Annotated in this window: 23 protein-coding genes and 4 pseudogenes; 11 read left to right on the top strand and 16 right to left on the bottom strand. The window is 23.5% G+C overall.

Annotated elements, in window-relative coordinates; all coding sequences use genetic code 4:
• Positions 1 to 121: 121 nt before the first annotated feature.
• The 4 genes from rsgA (at position 122) to AAHM78_RS11635 (ending at position 2,959) form a co-directional block, all read left to right on the top strand.
• Positions 122 to 1,003, top strand: coding sequence for a ribosome small subunit-dependent GTPase A (gene rsgA / locus AAHM78_RS11650; RefSeq protein WP_342253282.1), 882 nt, complete (start codon positions 122 to 124; stop codon positions 1,001 to 1,003).
• Between the two features lie 13 nt (positions 1,004 to 1,016).
• A complete protein-coding gene (locus AAHM78_RS11645) occupies positions 1,017 to 1,703 on the top strand; it encodes a ribulose-phosphate 3-epimerase (protein ID WP_342253281.1) in 687 nt (228 codons plus the stop codon).
• Positions 1,693 to 1,935, top strand: coding sequence for a hypothetical protein (locus AAHM78_RS11640; protein WP_342253280.1), 243 nt, complete (start codon positions 1,693 to 1,695; stop codon positions 1,933 to 1,935). Before AAHM78_RS11645 ends, AAHM78_RS11640 begins: the two co-directional genes overlap by 11 nt.
• A 79-nt stretch (positions 1,936 to 2,014) precedes the next feature.
• A complete protein-coding gene (locus AAHM78_RS11635; RefSeq protein WP_342253279.1) occupies positions 2,015 to 2,959 on the top strand; it encodes an IS30 family transposase in 945 nt (314 codons plus the stop codon).
• A gap of 64 nt (positions 2,960 to 3,023) precedes the next feature.
• Here AAHM78_RS11635 and AAHM78_RS11630 read toward each other — a convergent pair whose 3' ends face one another.
• The 5 genes and pseudogenes from AAHM78_RS11630 to AAHM78_RS11610 all read right to left on the bottom strand — a co-directional run bounded on the left by AAHM78_RS11630 (position 3,024) and on the right by AAHM78_RS11610 (position 5,803).
• Positions 3,024 to 3,389, bottom strand: coding sequence for a transposase family protein (locus AAHM78_RS11630; protein ID WP_342255163.1), 366 nt, complete (start codon positions 3,387 to 3,389; stop codon positions 3,024 to 3,026).
• Positions 3,390 to 3,448: 59 nt separating this feature from the next.
• Positions 3,449 to 3,841 (bottom strand): transposase family protein, encoded by a 393-nt coding sequence (locus tag AAHM78_RS11625; protein WP_342253278.1) that lies wholly within the window; start codon positions 3,839 to 3,841, stop codon positions 3,449 to 3,451.
• Between the two features lie 232 nt (positions 3,842 to 4,073).
• Positions 4,074 to 4,971: pseudogene (locus AAHM78_RS11620) on the bottom strand (IS30 family transposase); the annotation flags it as partial.
• A 17-nt stretch (positions 4,972 to 4,988) separates the two neighbouring features.
• Positions 4,989 to 5,354 carry a transposase family protein gene (locus AAHM78_RS11615; RefSeq protein ID WP_342255122.1) on the bottom strand — a complete coding sequence of 122 codons (366 nt, stop codon included), beginning with the start codon at positions 5,352 to 5,354 and terminating at the stop codon, positions 4,989 to 4,991.
• Positions 5,355 to 5,413: 59 nt separating this feature from the next.
• Positions 5,414 to 5,803 (bottom strand): transposase family protein, encoded by a 390-nt coding sequence (locus AAHM78_RS11610; RefSeq protein ID WP_342253277.1) that lies wholly within the window; start codon positions 5,801 to 5,803, stop codon positions 5,414 to 5,416.
• A gap of 249 nt (positions 5,804 to 6,052) precedes the next feature.
• Here AAHM78_RS11610 and AAHM78_RS11605 point away from each other — a divergent pair, with 249 nt between their 5' ends.
• Positions 6,053 to 6,418: a transposase family protein gene (locus AAHM78_RS11605; protein ID WP_342255162.1), complete on the top strand. Its 366-nt coding sequence runs from the start codon at positions 6,053 to 6,055 to the stop codon at positions 6,416 to 6,418.
• A gap of 2 nt (positions 6,419 to 6,420) precedes the next feature.
• A complete protein-coding gene (locus AAHM78_RS11600; protein WP_342253276.1) occupies positions 6,421 to 6,726 on the top strand; it encodes a hypothetical protein in 306 nt (101 codons plus the stop codon).
• Here AAHM78_RS11600 and AAHM78_RS11595 read toward each other — a convergent pair.
• Entirely contained in the window at positions 6,718 to 7,083 is a 366-nt protein-coding gene (locus AAHM78_RS11595; RefSeq protein ID WP_342255161.1) for a transposase family protein, read from the bottom strand. The two genes, AAHM78_RS11600 and AAHM78_RS11595, sit on opposite strands and share 9 nt — an antisense overlap.
• Positions 7,084 to 7,142: 59 nt before the next feature.
• Positions 7,143 to 7,535 carry a transposase family protein gene (locus AAHM78_RS11590; RefSeq protein ID WP_342253275.1) on the bottom strand — a complete coding sequence of 131 codons (393 nt, stop codon included), beginning with the start codon at positions 7,533 to 7,535 and terminating at the stop codon, positions 7,143 to 7,145.
• Between the two features lie 234 nt (positions 7,536 to 7,769).
• On the opposite strand from AAHM78_RS11590, the gene AAHM78_RS11585 reads away from it, so the two are divergent.
• Positions 7,770 to 8,030: a hypothetical protein gene (locus AAHM78_RS11585; RefSeq protein ID WP_342253274.1), complete on the top strand. Its 261-nt coding sequence runs from the start codon at positions 7,770 to 7,772 to the stop codon at positions 8,028 to 8,030.
• 18 nt (positions 8,031 to 8,048) lie between these two features.
• On the opposite strand, the gene AAHM78_RS11580 is transcribed toward AAHM78_RS11585, so the two are convergent.
• The 3 genes from AAHM78_RS11580 to mgtA form a co-directional block, all read right to left on the bottom strand.
• Positions 8,049 to 9,398 carry a hypothetical protein gene (locus AAHM78_RS11580; protein WP_342253273.1) on the bottom strand — a complete coding sequence of 450 codons (1,350 nt, stop codon included), beginning with the start codon at positions 9,396 to 9,398 and terminating at the stop codon, positions 8,049 to 8,051.
• A complete protein-coding gene (locus AAHM78_RS11575) occupies positions 9,359 to 9,598 on the bottom strand; it encodes a hypothetical protein (RefSeq protein ID WP_342253272.1) in 240 nt (79 codons plus the stop codon). The genes AAHM78_RS11580 and AAHM78_RS11575 overlap by 40 nt, the downstream gene beginning before the upstream one ends.
• A 219-nt stretch (positions 9,599 to 9,817) precedes the next feature.
• Positions 9,818 to 12,541, bottom strand: a complete 2,724-nt coding sequence (gene mgtA / locus AAHM78_RS11570) for a magnesium-translocating P-type ATPase (RefSeq protein WP_342253271.1) — start codon at positions 12,539 to 12,541, stop codon at positions 9,818 to 9,820.
• Positions 12,542 to 12,932: 391 nt separating this feature from the next.
• Between mgtA and AAHM78_RS11565 the strand changes: the two genes are divergently transcribed.
• From AAHM78_RS11565 to AAHM78_RS11550, 4 genes are all read left to right on the top strand, one after another.
• A complete protein-coding gene (locus AAHM78_RS11565; protein ID WP_342253270.1) occupies positions 12,933 to 13,466 on the top strand; it encodes a hypothetical protein in 534 nt (177 codons plus the stop codon).
• 131 nt (positions 13,467 to 13,597) lie between these two features.
• The gene (locus AAHM78_RS11560; RefSeq protein ID WP_342253269.1) at positions 13,598 to 14,005 is read left to right on the top strand and encodes a hypothetical protein; all 408 of its coding nucleotides are present in this window, start codon (positions 13,598 to 13,600) and stop codon (positions 14,003 to 14,005) included.
• A gap of 21 nt (positions 14,006 to 14,026) precedes the next feature.
• Positions 14,027 to 14,188: a hypothetical protein gene (locus tag AAHM78_RS11555; protein ID WP_342253268.1), complete on the top strand. Its 162-nt coding sequence runs from the start codon at positions 14,027 to 14,029 to the stop codon at positions 14,186 to 14,188.
• Positions 14,189 to 14,314: 126 nt separating this feature from the next.
• Positions 14,315 to 14,896, top strand: a complete 582-nt coding sequence (locus tag AAHM78_RS11550; protein WP_342253267.1) for a hypothetical protein — start codon at positions 14,315 to 14,317, stop codon at positions 14,894 to 14,896.
• Positions 14,897 to 15,034: 138 nt separating this feature from the next.
• Here AAHM78_RS11550 and AAHM78_RS11545 read toward each other — a convergent pair.
• The 6 genes and pseudogenes from AAHM78_RS11545 to guaA (AAHM78_RS11510) form a co-directional block, all read right to left on the bottom strand.
• Positions 15,035 to 15,541 (bottom strand): annotated as a pseudogene (locus tag AAHM78_RS11545) (IMP dehydrogenase); the annotation flags it as partial.
• Between the two features lie 91 nt (positions 15,542 to 15,632).
• A complete protein-coding gene (locus AAHM78_RS11540; RefSeq protein WP_342253266.1) occupies positions 15,633 to 16,592 on the bottom strand; it encodes an IS1595 family transposase in 960 nt (319 codons plus the stop codon).
• 79 nt (positions 16,593 to 16,671) lie between these two features.
• Positions 16,672 to 17,640, bottom strand: a pseudogene (guaB, locus tag AAHM78_RS11535) (IMP dehydrogenase); the annotation flags it as partial.
• A 3-nt stretch (positions 17,641 to 17,643) separates the two neighbouring features.
• Positions 17,644 to 18,637, bottom strand: a pseudogene (gene guaA, locus AAHM78_RS11530) (glutamine-hydrolyzing GMP synthase); the annotation flags it as partial.
• An 89-nt stretch (positions 18,638 to 18,726) separates the two neighbouring features.
• The gene (locus AAHM78_RS11515) at positions 18,727 to 19,368 is read right to left on the bottom strand and encodes a transposase (protein WP_342253262.1); all 642 of its coding nucleotides are present in this window, start codon (positions 19,366 to 19,368) and stop codon (positions 18,727 to 18,729) included.
• Positions 19,328 to 20,326 (bottom strand): glutamine-hydrolyzing GMP synthase, encoded by a 999-nt coding sequence (guaA, locus tag AAHM78_RS11510; protein ID WP_342253261.1) that lies wholly within the window; start codon positions 20,324 to 20,326, stop codon positions 19,328 to 19,330. The genes AAHM78_RS11515 and guaA (AAHM78_RS11510) overlap by 41 nt, the downstream gene beginning before the upstream one ends.
• Positions 20,327 to 20,485 lie beyond the last annotated feature (159 nt).

Below are 20,485 nucleotides of genomic sequence, written 5' to 3'. Positions count from 1 at the left end.
GGCTTTTATCTCCATTTATGTGATAAAATTTAAAAATAGTACATAAAGGGATAAAAGCCTTATATTATTACTTATTGGTGTTATTATAAGCATATTCATTTTATATTAATTGGAGGACACTATGAATTTTAAACAAGGAATAGTTATTGGAGTTGCAAATAACTTTGTTGAAGTAAGAATTGAAAATCAAATTTTTTCTTGTTTAATCAAAGGAAATTTAAAATTTCAAACAGCAAAAATTTTAGTTGGTGATTATGTTAAAGTTAATTTTAAAGATGATAAAAATCCTTTGGTTGAATCAATTTTACCTCGATTTAATGAACTATATCGACCAAGCATTGCTAATGTTGATCAAGTATTAATTGTTAGTTCTCTTGTTAATCCTTTTCTTAGTAGTTTTCTATTAAATAAATTATTAACTATTTTTAATTATTATCATTTAAAAATAATTTTAATATTTACAAAAATTGATTTGGTAACTAAAGATAATGAAGTTTGAACAAAAGTTAAAGCATATCAGAATTTAAATTTACCAACAATTTTTATTTCAAATGTTAAAAAAAATGGTATTGAAGATTTAAAAAAAGTTTTTACAAACCAGTTATCAATATTAACAGGTACTTCAGGAGTGGGAAAGAGTTCAACTTTAAATAGTTTGGATAATAATTTAAAATTATGAACACAGGATATTTCTACAAGTTTAAATCGTGGTAAACATACCACAACTAAAAATCGCCTTTATTTTTTACATGATGGTATTATTGCAGATACACCTGGTTTTTCGGTCTTTCAGTTACAAGGTCTAAGTAGTATTGATATTGCTACTAATTTTCCTAGTTTTACTAATATTTGACAAAATTGTAAGTTTCGTACTTGCTTACATCAGCAAGAACCAGAATGTGCAATTAAAAAAGCAGTTTCAAATAAAATAATTTCTAGTTTTTTTTATGAAGATTATTGTAAAATTTTAATAGAATGAAATAAAATTAATAATTTAAAATAAAGGATGGTAATATATGAAAAAAGAAGTAACAATTGCCGCTAGCATTTTAACTGCTAACTTTCTATCTTTAAAAGATGATTTATTAAATTTACAAAACGCAGGAATTAATTGAATTCATTTTGATGTTATGGATCATCATTTTGTTGAAAATTTAAGTTTTGGTGCAAAAATATTAAGTGATGTATGTAAATTTAGTTCTAATATCAATATTGATTGTCATATGATGGTAAAGATAACAACATCAAAAGTATGTTATTATTTAAAACCATTTATAATTTTACCGCAAGTTAAAAATATTACTTTGCATTATGAAGTATTAACAGACGAACAATTAAAAGAATTTCTGCAGTGAAAAAACCCTGGTTTTAAAAAAGGAATTGCCATTAATCCTGATACACCAATTTCAAAAATTTATGATTATTTGAAAGATCTTGATACAATTTTAATTATGAGTGTGCAACCAGGTGCGGGTGGACAACGTTTTTTAGATTTAACTATTAATAAAATTAAAATGTTAGTAAAACATATCGATAATAATTTTCCAAATATTACAATTGCTGTTGATGGTGGCATTAATAATTTAACAGCAAATGATTGTATTGCTGCTGGTGCTAATTACCTAGTAGCGGGGAGTTATTTATTAAATAGTGATAATTCAGTAAAAAAACAAGTTGCGATGTTAACAAATTATGAAAAATAGTGATATTAAACAATTAGTAATTGTTTGTTGTGATTATAATTTAAATTGAGAACAATTTATTAATCAAATTTTTATTGGTGTTGAAACTGGTGTTTTATCATTATTAAAATATAAAAAACCAATTAAGTTTATTTGTGGTGATAATGATACCATTAATAAACAACAGTTAAAGATTTTAAATGATCAAAGTAAAATACATAATTTTGAAATTATTACTTTTAATAAACTTTAATTTTACAATTAAAAAGGACACTTATATAAAAATTAAATTGTGTTAGTTCTATAATTAAGAAAAGAAAGGAATTAGCGCAATGTATAAGTATCTGAGTATTGAATCAATAATAGCAATAAAAGAATATAAAAATTATGGATTTTCGATTCGTAAAATAGCAAAAATTGTTGATTATAGTAAATCAACTGTACATAGAGTTTGTAGATTATTAAATAAAAACTTATTGCCATCAGAAATATTGAATCAATTTCAAAAAAATAAACAAAATGCAGGCAGAAAATTAATAATTTTAACTTTAACAGAAATTAATAGTATTAATCATTTGTTAATTACTAAAAAGTATGCTCTTGATATAATTGCTAACTTTTTAAAGGAAAATAAAATAAAAAGTATTTCAACAAAAACTTTATATAACATGTTTAAAACAAATCGAATGGGTTTTGATGAAAATAACTTATTGAGAAAAGGCAAAAATAAATCTCACAAACAAAAAGAAACTAGGGGCAAAATTAATAATTGTAAGTCTATTCATGAAAGAAATTTAATCATTCCTAATATTAAAAATATACAAGAATTTGGTCATTTAGAAGGTGATACTATCATTGGCAAAGATCATAAAAGTTCTATTATTACTTTGGCTGATATATGATCAAAAACCACAATTCCTTTAGTAACTAAAAATCATAAATCAGAAAATATTACGAAAAGTATAATAAAATTTATTTCAAAGTTACAAAAAGGAACAGTTAAAACCATTACTTTTGATCGTGGTAAAGAATTTAGTAAATGAAGATTAATCGAAAAAATTTGTAATGTCAAAATTTATTTTGCAGATCCTGGTAAACCTTGCCAAAGGGGTTTAAATGAAAATAATAATGGTATTTTAAGAAGATATTTACCAAAATCTACAGATCTATCTTCATATAAACAAAAAGATTTAAATTTTATAGCATTTCAAATTAATTATACACCCAGAAAATCGCTCTCTTATAAAAGACCAATAGATTTAATACAATTATTTTAAAAAACTGTCCCATTTATATTTACAACTCAGGATTCCAGAATTTGATATTAGACTTGGTGCAAAACTAAGGTAATTCAAAATTATATATTCCTGTTATTAAATTAAATCTTAATGCAAATCTTCTTATTTTATTGCGATATTTTAAACTTAAAATTTTAAAACGTTTTAGTTTAGCAAATACGTGTTCAATTTTAATTCTAATTTTACTTAAAGTTTTATTGTATTCTTTTTGAATTGGTGTTAATTGATTGTATTTACTTTTTTTAAATGGCAAAAATGTATTTTTATGAATATTTTGTATACCTTGATAACCTGAATCAACAAAAACTTGTTTTTCTGGATGAATAAAAGTTTTAGATTTTAGAAGCAATTTAAAATCATGAATGCTTCCAAAACAAAAAGCAGTTGAAATAATTTTTCCATTGGAAATATCAATAATTATTTGGGATTTGAGAGAATGATGTTTCTTTTTACCTGAAAAAAGTAATTTTAGTTTTTTTTAATTCTTGCAATTGGAGTTTCAGTAGCATCAATAGCTAACAAATTATTATTAGTACCTTTATTTTTTGTTAAATCTTTTTTTCAAGGTAAATTAAAAATTCCGCTTTTTATTAAAATATTTTCAATTCAAAAAATATTACGAATGCAACTAGTATGACTAATATTATATCTTTTTGCAATAACTCTATAACTACTATAGTCTTTTCAATATTCTAAAGTCATTAATAAACGCTCTTCAATTACAATTTTATTTTTTCTACCACCATAATATTTTTGTTTAGACTCAGCAATTTTTAAAATTTCAAGCATTTTATAAAATGTTTGTGGCTTTATGCCGACTAAACTATAAAATTCTTGATCATCTTTATATTTTTTCAACATAATAACTATCACCTTTAATATTAATAATAATCGTTAAATTGTTAAAATTAAAGGTTTTGCACCAAGTCTATTGAAAGATTTATGACTTCATCAGCAAATGTAGCAACACAAATTGTTTCAAATTGAACAAGTTCATTTATGAGAAATTTAAGAGAAAATTTTTTTAATTTTCAAAAAAACTCTTGATGAAATAAAAAAAATCCTGAGTTGTAAATATAAATGGGACAGTTTTTTAAAATAATTGTATTAAATCTATTGGTCTTTTATAAGAGAGCGATTTTCTGGGTGTAGAATTAATTTGAAATGCTATAAAATTTAAATATTTTTTTATATGAAGATAGATCTGTAGATTTTGGTAAATATCTTCTTAAAATACCATTATTATTTTCATTTAAACCCCTTTGGCAAGGTTTACCGGGATCTGCAAAATAAATTTTGACATTACAAATTTTTTCGATTAATCTTCATTTACTAAATTCTTTACCACGATCAAAAGTAATGGTTTTAACTGTTCCTTTTTGTAACTTTGAAATAAATTTTATTATACTTTTAGTAATATTTTCTGATTTATGATTTTTAGTTACTAAAGGAATTGTGGTTTTTGATCATATATCAGCCAAAGTAATAATAGAACTTTTATGATCTTTGCCAATGATAGTATCACCTTCTAAATGACCAAATTCTTGTATATTTTTAATATTAGGAATGATTAAATTTCTTTCATGAATAGACTTACAATTATTAATTTTGCCCCTAGTTTCTTTTTGTTTGTGAGATTTATTTTTGCCTTTTCTCAATAAGTTATTTTCATCAAAACCCATTCGATTTGTTTTAAACATGTTATATAAAGTTTTTGTTGAAATACTTTTTATTTTATTTTCCTTTAAAAAGTTAGCAATTATATCAAGAGCATACTTTTTAGTCATTAACAAATGATTAATACTATTAATTTCTGTTAAAGTTAAAATTATTAATTTTCTGCCTGCGTTTTGTTTATTTTTTTGAAATTGATTCAATATTTCTAATGGCAATAAGTTTTTATTTAATAATCTACAAACTCTATGTACAGTTGATTTACTATAATCAACAATTTTTGCTATTTTACGAATCGAAAATCCATAATTTTTATATTAGACTTGGTGCAAAACTAAGGTAATTCAAAATTATATATTCCTGCTATTAAATTAAATCTTAATGCAAATCTTCGTATTTTATTGCGATATTTTAAACTTAAAATTTTAAAACGTTTTAGTTTAGCAAATACGTGTTCAATTTTAATTATAATTTTACTTAAAGTTTTATTGTATTCTTTTTGAATTGGTGTTAATTGATTGTATTTACTTTTTTTAAATGGCAAAAATGTATTTTTATGAATATTTTGTATACCTTGATAACCTGAATCAACAAAAACTTGTTTTTCTGGATGAATAAAAGTTTTAGATTTTAGAAGCAATTTAAAATCATGAATGCTTCCAAAACAAAAAGCAGTTGAAATAATTTTTCCATTGGAAATATCAATAATTATTTGGGATTTGAGAGAATGATGTTTATTTTTACCTGAAAAAAGTAATTTTATTTTTTTTTAATTCTTTCAATTGGAGTTTCAGTAGCATCAATAGCTAACAAATTATTATTAGTACCTTTATTTTTTGTTAAATCTTTTTTTCCAGGTAAATTAAAAATTCCGCTTTTTATTAAAATATTTTCAATTCAAAAAATATTACGAATGCAACTAGTATGACTAATATTATATCTTTTTGCAATAACTCTATAACTACTATAGTCTTTTCAATATTCTAAAGTCATTAATAAACGCTCTTCAATTACAATTTTATTTTTTCTACCACCATAATATTTTTGTTTAGACTCAGCAATTTTTAAAATTTCAAGCATTTTATAAAATGTTTGTGGCTTTATGACGACTAAACTATAAAATTCTTGATCATCTTTATATTTTTTCAAAATAATAACTATCACCTTTAATATTAATAATAATCGTTAAATTGTTAAAATTAAAGGTTTTGCACCAAGTCTATTCTTTTATTGCTATTATTGATTCAATACTCAGATACTTATACATTGCGCTAATTCCTTTCTTTTCTTAATTATAGAACTAACACAATTTAATTTTTATATAAGTGTCCTTTTTAATTTTACAATTAAAGAGGTAAAAAGAAACATCATTCTCTCAAATCCCAAAGAATTATTGATATTTCCAATGGAAAAATTATTTCAACTGCTTTTTGTTTTGGAAGCATTCATGATTTTAAATTGCTTCTAAAATCTAAAACTTTTATTCATCCAGAAAAACAAGTTTTTGTTGATTCAGGTTATCAATGTATACAAAATATTCATCAAAATACATTTTTGCCATTTAAAAAAAGTAAATACAATCAATTAACACCAATTCAAAAAGAATACAATAAAACTTTAAGTAAAATTAGAATTAAAATTGAACACGTATTTGCTAAACTAAAACGTTTTAAAATTTTAAGTTTAAAATATCGCAATAAAATACGAAGATTTGCATTAAGATTTAATTTAATAGCAGGAATATATAATTTGGAATTACCTTAGTTTTGCACCAATTCTATTGAAGTCATTTATCTCATGAACAATGAGATTGAATAATTTGATTGTCATTGTTAGGTCAATCTGCTTATACTATTTCTCAATTTGCTAAAATTTCAAAAACATCAGCATTATTTAATCGTCAAAAATTTATGAAATCATCACAATTAGCCAAAACACAAAAACCATTCACAAAATTAAAAGGTAGAATTGAAATTGATGAAACTTTTATCAAAGAAATTCATAAAGGAAATTTCAAAAATCCAGATGATCCCAGAAAAAAATGAATTAGACTTGGTGCAAAACTAAGGTAATTCAAAATTATATATTCCTGCTATTAAATTAAATCTTAATGCAAATCTTCGTATTTTATTGCGATATTTTAAACTTAAAATTTTAAAACGTTTTAGTTTAGCAAATACGTTTTTAATTTTAATTCTAATTTTACTTAAAGTTTTATTGTATTCTTTTTGAATTGGTGTTAATTGATTGTATTTACTTTTTTTAAATGGCAAAAATGTATTTTTATGAATATTTTGTATACATTGATAACCTGAATCAACAAAAACTTGTTTTTCTGGATGAATAAAAGTTTTATATTTTAGAAGCAATTTAAAATCATGAATGCTTCCAAAACAAAAAGCAGTTGAAATCATTTTTCCATTGGAAATATCAATAATTATTTGGGATTTGAGAGAATGATGTTTCTTTTTACCTGAAAAAAGTAATTTTAGTTTTTTTTAATTCTTTCAATTGGAGTTTCAGTAGCATCAATAGCTAACAAATTATTATTAGTACCTTTATTTTTTGTTAAATCTTTTTTTCCAGGTAAATTAAAAATTCCGCTTTTTATTAAAATATTTTCAATTCAAAAAATATTACGAATGCAACTAGTATGACTAATATTATATCTTTTTGCAATAACTCTATAACTACTATAGTCTTTTCAATATTCTAAAGTCATTAATAAACGCTCTTCAATTACAATTTTATTTTTTCTACCACCACAATATTTTTGTTTAGACTCAGCAATTTTTAAAATTTCAAGCATTTTATAAAATGTTTGTGGCTTTATGCCGACTAAACTATAAAATTCTGGATCATCTTTATATTTTTTCAACATAATAACTATCACCTTTAATATTAATAATAATCGTTAAATTTTTAAAATTAAAGGTTTTGCACCAAGTCTATTGAAGAAAATGCTAAAGATTTAAACTGTTGTATTGAAATGGCAATTGATGAAAATAAAAATATTTATGCTCAAACAACAAATACTAAAAGATTAACAAAAAAATGAGTACAATAAAATTTAACATCTAAGCTTATCGAAGAAAAATCAATTATAGTTTGTGATATGCAAATACTATATGATACAGTAGCTAAACAAACAAAATGTACTCTCAAGAAATTTAAATGAAAAGAAAATAAAGAATTAAATTATAAAAATTTAAGTAATATCAGTAAAATACAATCAAGTTTAAAAGAATTTATTACTCATTATCATGGCATTGGATTTACCAATATTCAAAATTACCTCAATTTATGAAAATTTAAATACCAACATTATAAAATATCACCTTATGCAAAATCTGAAGCATTATATTTCAGTTTGTAAAAAAAATAAATCCCAAAATTAAATAAAATCAAATTTTAGGCCAGGTTGATGATTTTTTTTATTTCATCAATAGTTTTTTTGAAAATTAAAATTTTTTTCTGTATTTTCTAATTTACGCTTTTCTTTGTTAACTTCTTCTTTTGTTAATCATTCTTTTACTTTATTAAAATCTGTTTTCTTTTCTTCTGATCAATTTGTATCATCTTCATCTAATATTGCATCTAGGTATATCTTAAAAATTGCTTTTTCATTATCAGATAAATTTTGATCAGTTTGATATTTTTTGAAATTATGGATAGCAATTACTCGTTGTTCTAAAACATCTTTTTGTAATTCATTAAAATTAGGACAATTTGGAAGTTTTTTAATAAATGTTATAATTTTTGAATCAACATATGATAAATCATCTAACATACTATCTACTTCTTCTTTTGTCTCATTATCAAGAAGATAATTTTTATTTTTAAAAGGATTACTATCTATTTTGTTAATATCAGTTAATACACTATTAACCAAATAATTAGTAACTTCTTTTCAGTTATATTTAATAGCTAAAGTTCATCAAGTTAATCCTTCTCTAGTTATATAATTATTATAATTACATTCATTTGTTATTAAAAAATCAATAATCATCATTTCAATTTGATTTTGATTTCTTGGTAATTGATGTAATCAATCAATTATCATATCTTCAAATTTAAAAGGTTTTTCATTATTTTTATTTTTAATATCAAAATTAATTTCTAAATCACCATTTTTATTTTTTAATAATAGTGTTCTTATAATTTTTTTATTATTACTTCTAATTGCTCTATGTAATATAGTGTTATTAAACTTATCAATAGGTGTATTAATATCAAAATATTTGCAATTTTCTATTATTTCTAACATATCAAAATTGTTGTTTAGGATTGCTATTTCATAAGGTATATTACCATTATCATCTATTTGATAAAAATTAGTTTTTTTAGTGATAGCAAAATTAATTCTAAAATCAGTTTTATTACCTTCTTTAGCAATAATATGTAAAAGATTTTGTTTTTTATTATTAACACTATTAATATTAAAATGAGAATTATTTTGAAAATCATTAACTAATTCACGAATTTCTTTATTTGTCGGATATACATCAGGTTTATTAATTTCTTGTATTAATAATTTGCAAAACGGAGTTTCATTTTGCAAATTTACTAAATTGGGATTAACTTGTGAATTATTAATTAGTTGCTTTGCTATATTTTTAAACTCTCCTCCAAGTTTTCAGTCTACAATATATTGTTTCATAATTGCTAAATGTAAAGGTGAATTTCCTTCAATATCTTGTTGATTTAAAAAATTTTTATCATTTTTTTTAAATTTATTAATCAATTAATAAGTTTTATTTTATTAGTTGTAAATTCTATTAATTCACTTGAAGTTTCTCAACCTTCCTCGTGTGGATCATAGTTATATTCATCTTCTATTTCTGCTCCTTCATCTAAATCTAATAAAAAACTATTATGAAGGGCATTTCTATTGTTATTATCTAAACCAATAACTTCCTCATCACTAATGTTTGGATTATTCATAAAATCTTAAATAATAGAAAATTGAATTTTTTTATTTTGAAATTGATCAATAAGGTAATTTAATGTTAGCATACTTTTATCTGTTCCTATCTATAATATGAAATTCCTGTTACTTTATTAAAAGTAACAGGAATACAAAAACTTTCTTTAGTTTTACACTTATTTGTATCATAATTTTTAAAAAAATCCAATACATTTATCTTAAAATTAAAATTTAGTTTACAATCAGCGTTTATTAACCTTTATATATATCATTTTTAATAATTGACTAGCAATGAAATAAACAATGACAACGCCAGCTAAATAAGCATAAAAAATTAAAGGAATTGGTGTTAAACCAATAGTAGCTCCTAATTGTGTATATGGAATACTAATGCCAATAATAGTAATTATAATTGTTGTTAAAAATAGTTGATGAGATGGCATACTTTGAATAAAAGGTACCTTAGAAGTTCGTAATAATTGTACAATTAATGTTTGTGAAGTAACTCCTAAAATAAATCATCCAGTATGAAATAATGATTGTTGATATATGCCAGCAGCACTATTAGGATCTACATTAGCAAAGTTGACAAATATATGTAAACCGTATCCTAAAAATAAAAAGGTGGTTATATCAAATATTGAACTTAGCGGTCCATTCCAGAATGCAAAAGGTAAAATGCTTTTTGCATTTCATTTTTGTGGTTTTTTAATAAAGTCTTCATCAACCCTATCTCAAGGAATTGCTAATTGAGAAATATCATATAATAAATTTTGTAGTAAAATTTGAATTGCCATCATTGGTAAAAAAGGTAATCAAATTGAAGCAATTAAAATACTTAATGAATTACCAAAATTAGAGGAAATAGTAATTTTAATATATTTTAAAATATTACCAAAAGTATTTCTACCACTGATCACTCCTTGCTCTAAAACATCTAAATCTTTTTCTAATAAAATAATATCAGATGCTTCTTTGGCAATATCAGTAGCACTATTAACAGATATTCCAACATCAGCGTGATGCAAAGCAACAGCATCATTAATACCATCACCTAAAAAGCCAACAGTGTGACCATTTAACTTTAAAATATCAATAATTCTTGATTTTTGTAATGGGTCCATTTTCGCAAAAATAGTAGTTTTATTTACTAATGCTTGTAAATGTTGATCATCCATATCTTCAATGTCACTACCTAATAAAGGAATTCCTGGTTCTAACCCCACCTTTTTACAAATTGATTTAGTAACAATTTCATTATCACCAGTCAAAATTTTAACATCAATTCCGTGTTGATTAAGAGTTGTTATTGCTTTAATAGCACTAGGTTTAGGTACATCTAAAAAACCTATATATCCTAATAAAACTAAATTAGATTCATCTTCTATTTTAAAAATTGTTTTGTCACTAGCAAAGTCTTGATAACCAATTGCAATTACTCGTAAACCATCATTATTTAATTCCGTACTTAATTTTAAAACATTTTCTTTAATTTTATCAGTTAAGGCAATTACTTTCCCTCCAATTTCAACTTTAGTACAAATTTTTAATATTTCTTCTACTGCTCCTTTGCAAATTAAAGTATTATTAATTTTATCTTTTGAAACTACTATTGACATTCGTCTTCTTATAAAATCAAAAGGTATTTCATCAATTTTACGATAGGGCGTTTCAACTATTTTATTATGATGAGCTTTAATGTGTTGGACAATTGTTTTATCAATATTATTTTTTAATCCAGTTTGTAAAGAACTATTTAAATATGCCATTTCTAAAACTTTGTTTGATTCAACACCTTCTGGATCTAAGTGTTTAATCAACTCAATTCTATCCTCAGTTAAAGTACCAGTTTTATCAGTGCATAAAACATCCATTGCACCAAAACTTTGAATACTAGTTAAATTTTTAACAATTACTTTTTTATGTGATAATCTAATTGCACCTTTTGCTAAGTTAGCACTAACAATCATTGGTAGCATTTCGGGGGTAATACCAACAGCAACTGATATTGAAAATATTAACGCTGTTAAAATATTATTTTTAGTAATTACATTAACAATAAATATTAATGGTACCATTACACACATAAAACCAATAAGAATGTAAGTAACTTTTTTAATACCTTTACTAAAACTAGTAACAGGACGTTTACTAGTTACTGCACTAGCAATTGATCCAAAATAAGTATTAACACCTGATGCAATAACAATAGCAATAGCACCACCTGAAACAATACTAGTACCCATAAAACATATGTTTTCTAATTCTAGGATACTACTTTTTTTATTATCATCTTTAGTATTAATAGCGTGTTTTTCAACAGGAAATGTTTCACCAGTTAGTGCCGATTGATTAATAAATAGATCGGTTGAAACTAAAATTCGAACGTCAGCAGGAATCATATCACCAGAAGATAAGAAAATAATATCACCTGGTACTAAATTTTCAATTAATACTTCTTTTGTAAAATTGGCAACACTATTTAAAGCATTAAAATCAATTTTTTTATTTTTATTACTAAATCGAAAAACACTGCCTGTTGTTTCAATTAATTGTCGTAATTTTTCTGAAGATTTATAGGAACGATAATCTTGAAAGTAAGATATAAAAACACTCAAAATAATCATTACTAAAACAATAATAGCACTGTACAAATCAACATTTTTATCAGTATTAGTATCAATAATACTGTAACTAATAAAATTATAGATAACTATTATCATTAAAACAATAATAAAAGGATTAAAAATATTGTGCATTAATTTTTTGTATCAAACAAATCGTTTATGAGAAAAAACATTTTTACCATATTTTTTAAGTCTGTCTTCTACTTCTTCCTTTTTTAATCCGTACATACTACCATCTAATTGTTGGATAACTTCTTCTTTCGATAGTTGCGAAAATTGTTTAAACATGGTTGTTGTTTTTTGTTCTATATGCTTCTTTTTAAAAAATTGCATTATCAACCAACCTTTCTTCAAACGTATAATTTAATTGTATACTAAAATCAAAAGAACTTTATTTTAGTGAATAAAGTTCTTAAAACTACCAAATATTTAAGAATAATATTCTTCTATTTTCAATAAAAAATTTGTATTATTTTTAAATACAAATTATTTATATCAAAAATAGGAGTAAACATCAATGATTTAAAAGGAGTTGAAATATAATTATAAATCTTCTAATCAATTTTCTATATTTATTAATCAAATATGATAGTATTTAGTTAAACTTGATATGAGTTTTTAACCTATTATTTTTAAATAAAAATAATAGGTTTTTATTTAGAAAAATGAAAGGAAATATAAATTAATTATTTTTTAAATAATTAATTTATAAAAGGTAGTTAAAATGACTGAAAAACAGAAAATAGAAATTAATCAACTAAATTTAGAAATTAAAAAATATCATGAATCAATATGAATTCTTATTGACAAATTTAATGAATTAAATAATCTTTATAAACAGCAAAAAATAAAAATATCAAATACTAAAAAAGAACAAGAAAAATTATATTCTAAATATAAAATAATACGTAATAAATATTTAATTGAAGATAATCTAGAATTAAGTAAAAAATGAGGACAAGAAATGAAAATTAGTGGACAAAGACATACAATGAAATGAAAAAAAGTAATGGAGCAAGAAAAAAGAGCACTAAAATTAAAAGAAGAATGCCAAATTTTGGAAAAAGAAATTAATGAATTAGAAATAATACTGAACCAAAAATTAGATAAAATACCTACCATTCTTAATGATAATTTTAATCATATAAAAAATAAGGCAAATGATGAAAAAATAGATAATTTACAAAATATACAACATACAGTAAAAGAATATAAACCAAATTTACCAATTTTATTAATTTATTATACATATATCTAATTTCTTATATCTTTAATTTTTTCTTATATAGTACTTAATTGTAAACTGAATATAAGTTTTAAATTTTAACTATTACTTTAGTTTAAAAGTAAATGGTTTTTTATATTTTTAAAAAGGAGATAAAAAGAAAAATGAAAATACAAAATAAAATTATACTAAGTTCAACCATTTTCGGTGAAGTTATAGGAAATATTGCTGGATGATATTCAATCCCAACAATGATTGCTGAATGATTAGATATTATGGAATATGATTTTATTGATAATTATATAAACAATGATTTTAATCCATATCGTTATACAGTTAAAGGTGTTTTAATATGAGGTTTAATTTCAGCAGTAACAATGGCAATAACTTCAACTGTTAGTGTAAAAACTGTTGAATATGTAAAAGTACTTTATGAAAATAGAAAACAAACAAATAGTAGAGAAATTGATGAAACAACACCTTTACTATCACAAACACAAATAAATTCAATAAATAATAATGAAGTAGAACCACCATTAGTATTAAATCCAGCAATAAGTGCAAGTTTATAATTAATATGGAGCGGAAAAGATATGAAAAAAATATTATTACTACTTGCAATAAGTAATGCTTTATCAATGACCAATAGTAATTTTTCTTATAATATTAATTCAAATTTAACAAGTACAATAAAAAGTAGTGATGAAATTAATTTTTTAGCTACAGCAGATATTCATGCTGGATATCCTCAATAAGTTAGTGACAAAACAATTAGTGCCCTTGCTAAACATTTACCAGAAAATAATAATAGAGGTGTTATTATTTCTGGTGATTTAACAGGTTATGTTAAATATACAGGAAATTTATTTTCTTATAAATTAATGTTAGCATCAATCTCTAATCATCTTTTAGCAGGTTTTGGTAACCATGATTCTGATACTACTTGTAAAGTTAACCAAACTTGACTTAACCAAAATATTGTTAAACAAAATGCTATGACAGCAACTCACTTACTCTATTATACTTCAAAAAATGAAGTTCCTGTATATTCTTGAAATTGATTGGGTATACATTTTGTTCAATGCAGTTTAGCGCCAATTAATAAAGATACTTCAGGTTGAAATTTCGGAAGAAGTGATCCTGGGCCAGCATTAATTGAATTACAAAAAGATTTAGAAATAAATGTTGGTTTGAGTAATATGCCAATTGTTTTAGCTTTTCATTATGGATATGATGATTTTTCAATTGATCAAGAATGATGAAGCAAAGAACAAAGAACTGAATTTGAAAATGCAATTTTAGCAAAATATAATGTTATTTTAATGTTAACTGGACATCAACACTTTGTGCCAACCAAATATGATGAAAAAATAATTGCAGTTAATGTTGGTAAAAAAAACAGTTTATGATGTTTTAAGTGGTACTGCACTTTTTGGTGGTTATTCTGAAATTTCTATAAATAAAACTAACAAAGAAATTACAATTAAACGTCATAACGTACAACAAAACGATGAAATTGTTATTAATAAAAAAATTAAATATTAATTAAAATTAAAAAGTAAGTTTTATTAAAACTTACTTTTTTTAAATATACAAATTTTTTATTTATTATAATTTGGTGCTTCTTTTGTTAGTTCAACATCATGAGGATGTGATTCTCTTAAACCAGCACTCGAAATTTTTACAAATTTAGAATCTTGGATTAAAGATAAAATATTTTTAGCACCAACATAACCCATACCACTTCTAATACCACCAACTAATTGAAAAACAACATCTTGTACTTTCCCTTTAAAAGGAACACGTGCTTCAATTCCTTCTGGCACTAATTTTTTAATTCCTTTTTGAAAATAACGATCACTACTACCACGTTTCATGGCAACTAATGAACCCATACCAACATAATTTTTATATTTTTTACCATTGACAATAATTTCCTCACCTGGTGATTCTTCTGTTCCAGCTAAAATGCTACCTAACATTACACAATTGCTACCAGCAGCAATTGCTTTTACAATATCACCAGAATATTTAATACCACCATCAGCAATGACAGTTACGTTTTTATTTTTTGCTCAATTATAAACATCATTAATAGCAGTAATTTGTTTTAATTTTCAAAAAAACTCTTGATGAAATAAAAAAAATCATCAACCCGGCCTAAAATTTGATTTTATTTAATTTTGGGATTTATTTTTTTTACAAACTGAAATATAATGCTTCAGATTTTGCATAAGGTGATATTTTATAATGTTGGTATTTAAATTTTCATAAATTGAGGTAATTTTGAATATTGGTAAATCCAATGCCATGATAATGAGTAATCAATTCTTTTAAACTTGATTGTATTTTACTGATATTACTTAAATTTTTATAATTTAATTCTTTATTTTCTTTTGATTTAAATTTCTTGAGAGTACATTTTGTTTGTTTAGCTACTGTATCATATAGTATTTGCATATCACAAACTATAATTGATTTTTCTTCGATAAGCTTAGATGTTAAATTTTCTTGTACTCATTTTTTTGTTAATCTTTTAGTATTTGTTGTTTGAGCATAAATATTTTTATTTTCATCAATTGCCATTTCAATACAACAGTTTAAATCTTTAGCATTTTCTTCAATTCATTTTTTTCTTGGATCATCTGGATTTTTGAAATTTCCTTTATGAATTTCTTTGATAAAAGTTTCATCAATTTCAATTCTACCTTTTAATTTTGTGAATGGTTTTTGTGTTTTTGCTAATTGTGATGATTTCATAAATTTTTGACGATTAAATCATGCTGATGTTTTTGAAATTTTAGCAAATTGAGAAATAGTATAAGCAGATTGACCTAACAATGACAATCAAATTATTCAATCTCATTGTTCATGAGATAAATGACTTCAATGTAAAAAATGATTTCTTAAAGCATCAAAGCTACTTTTACAATCTTTGCATAAATATTTTTGCTTATTATTCTTAAAACCATTTTTTACACATCAATAAGATTTACAATTTGGACATTGAATTCCTTTTTCTTTAAATGTTTTATCAATTGCTTCTAATTTTTCTTTTTTCTCAATTTGTTTAATTCTATTTTTAAAATGTCTAATAATTTTTATAAATTCTTCATCTTTTTTGTTTTTTAAAACATCAATTAATTCATTATTAGTCACAAAAAATCACCCCTGATATAAAAATATTACTTTTAATTTTAAATTAAAAGTAATATCAAGATTTTTTGTGAAAATTAAAAGTAATTTGTGGCACACCAACTCCTGCTATTATTCTAGTAGTACAAATGCTACCAGGACCAACACCAACTTTAATACAATTTGCGCCAGCTTCATAAAGTGCTTGTGCTCCAGCTGCAGTACAAATATTTCCAGCAATAATATCTAATTTTGGATAAGTTTTACGAATTACTTTAACTGTTTTTAAAATCCCTAAACTATGACCATGTGCTGAATCAACAACTAATACATCAACTTTTGCTTTAACTAATGCCTCAACTTTTGCTAAAGTGTCTTCACCAACACCAACAGCAGCACCAACTCTTAATCGTCCTTGATCATCTTTACAAGCATTTGGATAATCAATAGCTTTATCAATATCTTTTGTTGTAATTAAACCAATCAATTTATTATTTGAACCAACAATTGGTAGTTTTTCAATTTTATTTTTTAACATAACTTGTTTTGCTTGTTCGATTGTTGTTGTTTTATCACCAACAATTAAATTTTTGGTAGTCATAATATTTTTAACTAATGCATTATCATTATCAAGATATTTTAAATCACGATTAGTAACAATTCCAATTAGTTGATTTTCTTCATTTACAACAGGCAATCCAGAAATTCGATAAGTACTCATAATTGATTTTGCTTCACTAATTAAAGTTTGAACACCAATAGTAATGGGATCAGTAATAAAACCTGACTCATTTCTTTTCACTTTTTGTACTTCTAAAGCTTGTTCAGCAATTGATAAATTTTTATGAATAATGCCAATACCACCAACTCTTGCCATGGCAATTGCTAGATCAGATTCAGTAACTGTATCCATAGCAGCAGATAAAATTGGAATATTTAATTCAATTTTATTTGTTAATTTAGTTTTTAAAGAAACTTGATTTGGTAAAACTTCTGAATATCTTGGAACTAATAATACATTATCAAAAGTAATTCCTTCACATATTATTTTTTGATTTAAATCTTTATTCATAGTTTACTCCCATTCTATAGTACCTGGTGGCTTTGATGTAATATCATAAACTACTCTATTAACACCATCTACTTTATTAATAATCTCATTTGCAACTTCATCTAGAAATTCTCATGGTAAATGTGAACTTGTTGCTGTCATAAAGTCAATTGTATTAACACTTCTTAAACTAACAACATAATCATAAGTGCGATTATCACCCATTACGCCCACAGTTTTAACTGGTAGCAAAGTGGCAAATGCTTGTGATACTTGATTATATATATTTTTTTCTTTCAATTTGGTAATAAAAATATGATCAACTTCTTGTAAAATTAAACATTTTTCTTTTGTTACTTCTTCTATAACTCTAACTCCTAATCCAGGACCAGGGAAAGGATGACGATTAATTAATGTTTCAGGTAATCCGAGTTTTAAACCAATTTCTCTTACTTCATCTTTAAATAAGGTTTTTAATGGTTCTAACAATTTAAATTGTAAATCATCAGGTAAACCACCAACATTATGATGAGTTTTAATTGTTTTTGAACTTGCATTTTTACTTGAAGATTCAATAATATCCGGATAAATTGTTCCTTGTGCTAAAAAATCAGCCGTTTTAAATTTTCTTGCTGCTGTTGTAAATACATCAATAAATTGTTTACCAATAATTTTTCTTTTTTCTTCAGCATTTTTAACACTTTTTAAATCAGTAAAAAAATGTTTACTTGCATCAATCATTTCAAGATTAAGTTTAAAATTTTGTTTATAAATTTCCATGACATCAATTGCTTCATTTTTTTCTCAATAAACCTGTATCAACAAAAATTCAAGTTAACTGTTTACCAATTGCCTTAGAAATAATGGCAGCGGCAACTGAAGAATCAACTCCACCACTTAAACCTAAAATAACTTGTTTATCTTCGACTTTATTTTTAATTTCTGAAATTTGATTACTAATAAAATCATCTAAACTTCAATCTTTTGTACAATTTGCTATTGTAAATAAAAAAATTTTTTAATTTTCAAAAAAACTCTTGATGAAATAAAAAAAATCATCAACCTGCCCTAAAATTTGATTTTATTTAATTTTGGGATTTATTTTTTTTACAAACTGAAATATAATGCTTCAGATTTTGCATAAGGTGATATTTTATAATGTTGGTATTTAAATTTTCATAAATTGAGGTAATTTTGAATATTGGTAAATCCAATGCCATGATAATGAGTAATAAATTCTTTTAAACTTGATTGTATTTTACTGATATTACTTAAATTTTTATAATTTAATTCTTTATTTTCTTTTGATTTAAATTTCTTGAGAGTACATTTTGTTTGTTTAGCTACTGTATCATATAGTATTTGCATATCACAAACTATAATTGATTTTTCTTCGATAAGCTTAGATGTTAAATTTTCTTGTACTCATTTTTTTGTTAATCTTTTAGTATTTGTTGTTTGAGCATAAATATTTTTATTTTCATCAATTGCCATTTCAATACAACAGTTTAAATCTTTAGCATTTTCTTCAATTCATTTTTTTCTTGGATCATCTGGATTTTTGAAATTTCCTTTATGAATTTCTTTGATAAAAGTTTCATCAATTTCAATTCTACATTTTAATTTTGTGAATGGTTTTTGTGTTTTTGCTAATTGTGATGATTTCATAAATTTTTGACGATTAAATCATGCTGATGTTTTTGAAATTTTAGCAAATTGAGAAATAGTATAAGCAGATTGACCTAACAATGACAATCAAATTATTCAATCTCATTGTTCATGAGATAAATGACTTCAATGTAAAAAAATGATTTCTTAAAGCATCAAAGCTACTTTTACAATCTTTGCATAAATATTTTTGCTTATTATTCTTAAAACCATTTTTTACACATCAATAAGATTTACAATTTGGACATTGAATTCCTTTTTCTTTAAATTTTTTATCAATTGCATCTAATTTTTCTTTTTTCTCAATTTGTTTAATTATATTTTTAAAATGTCTAATAATTTTTATAAATTCTTCATCTTTTTTGTTTTTTAAAACATCAATTAATTCATTATTAGTCACAAAAAATCACCCCTGATATAAAAATATTACTTTTAATTTAAAATTAAAAGTAATATCAAGATTTTTTGTGAAAATTAAAAAAAAATTTTCGATTATTTGCTTACCAAATTCTGAATGGGTAACTTCAGCATGAAATTGGATACCATAAATTTGTTTAGTCAAATGTGCAATTGCTGAAATTGAAGAATCAGAATGAGCTATTTGTATAAAATCTTTTGGAATTTTTGTTACATGATCAGCATGACTCATTCATACTTTTGATTGATTAGCAACTTTTTTAAATAATTTATTATTTGGTTGATCAAGATATAAAATTGATTTTCCAAATTCTTGTTCATCTGCCAATTCTACTTTCCCTTTAAAATGATTTGTTAATAATTGCATGCCATAACAAACTCCTAAAATGGCAACTGGTAAATTAAAAATCGCTTGATCAATTTTATAAGCATTTTGTAAATAAACACTTGATGGTCCACCAGATAAAATAATTGCTTTTAAGTTGGGATATGTTTTTATTTTTTGATAACTAATATTAAAAGATAAAACTTTAGTATAAACATTTGCTTCTCTTACTCTTCTTGCTAATAATTGTGTATATTGACTTCCAAAATCTAAAATCAATACTTGTGTATTTATCATTTTTTTTCTCCAAATATAATAATAATTAAATCATTTTTTAACAAAAAATAAAATAGATTACAGTAATAATTATTTTATGATAGATTTTAATTTCTTTAAAATATAATTAAAAATATTGATATTAATGATAAGAGCATATGCAAAAGAGTAATAATTTAT

The organism is Spiroplasma endosymbiont of Zeiraphera isertana, from assembly GCF_964030805.1.
In the GTDB taxonomy this organism is placed as follows: Bacteria; Bacillota_I; Bacilli_A; order Mycoplasmatales; family VBWQ01; genus Spiroplasma_E.
The sequence above is the reverse complement of the archived record's forward strand: the minus strand, read 5'-3'. Positions and strand labels throughout refer to the sequence as shown.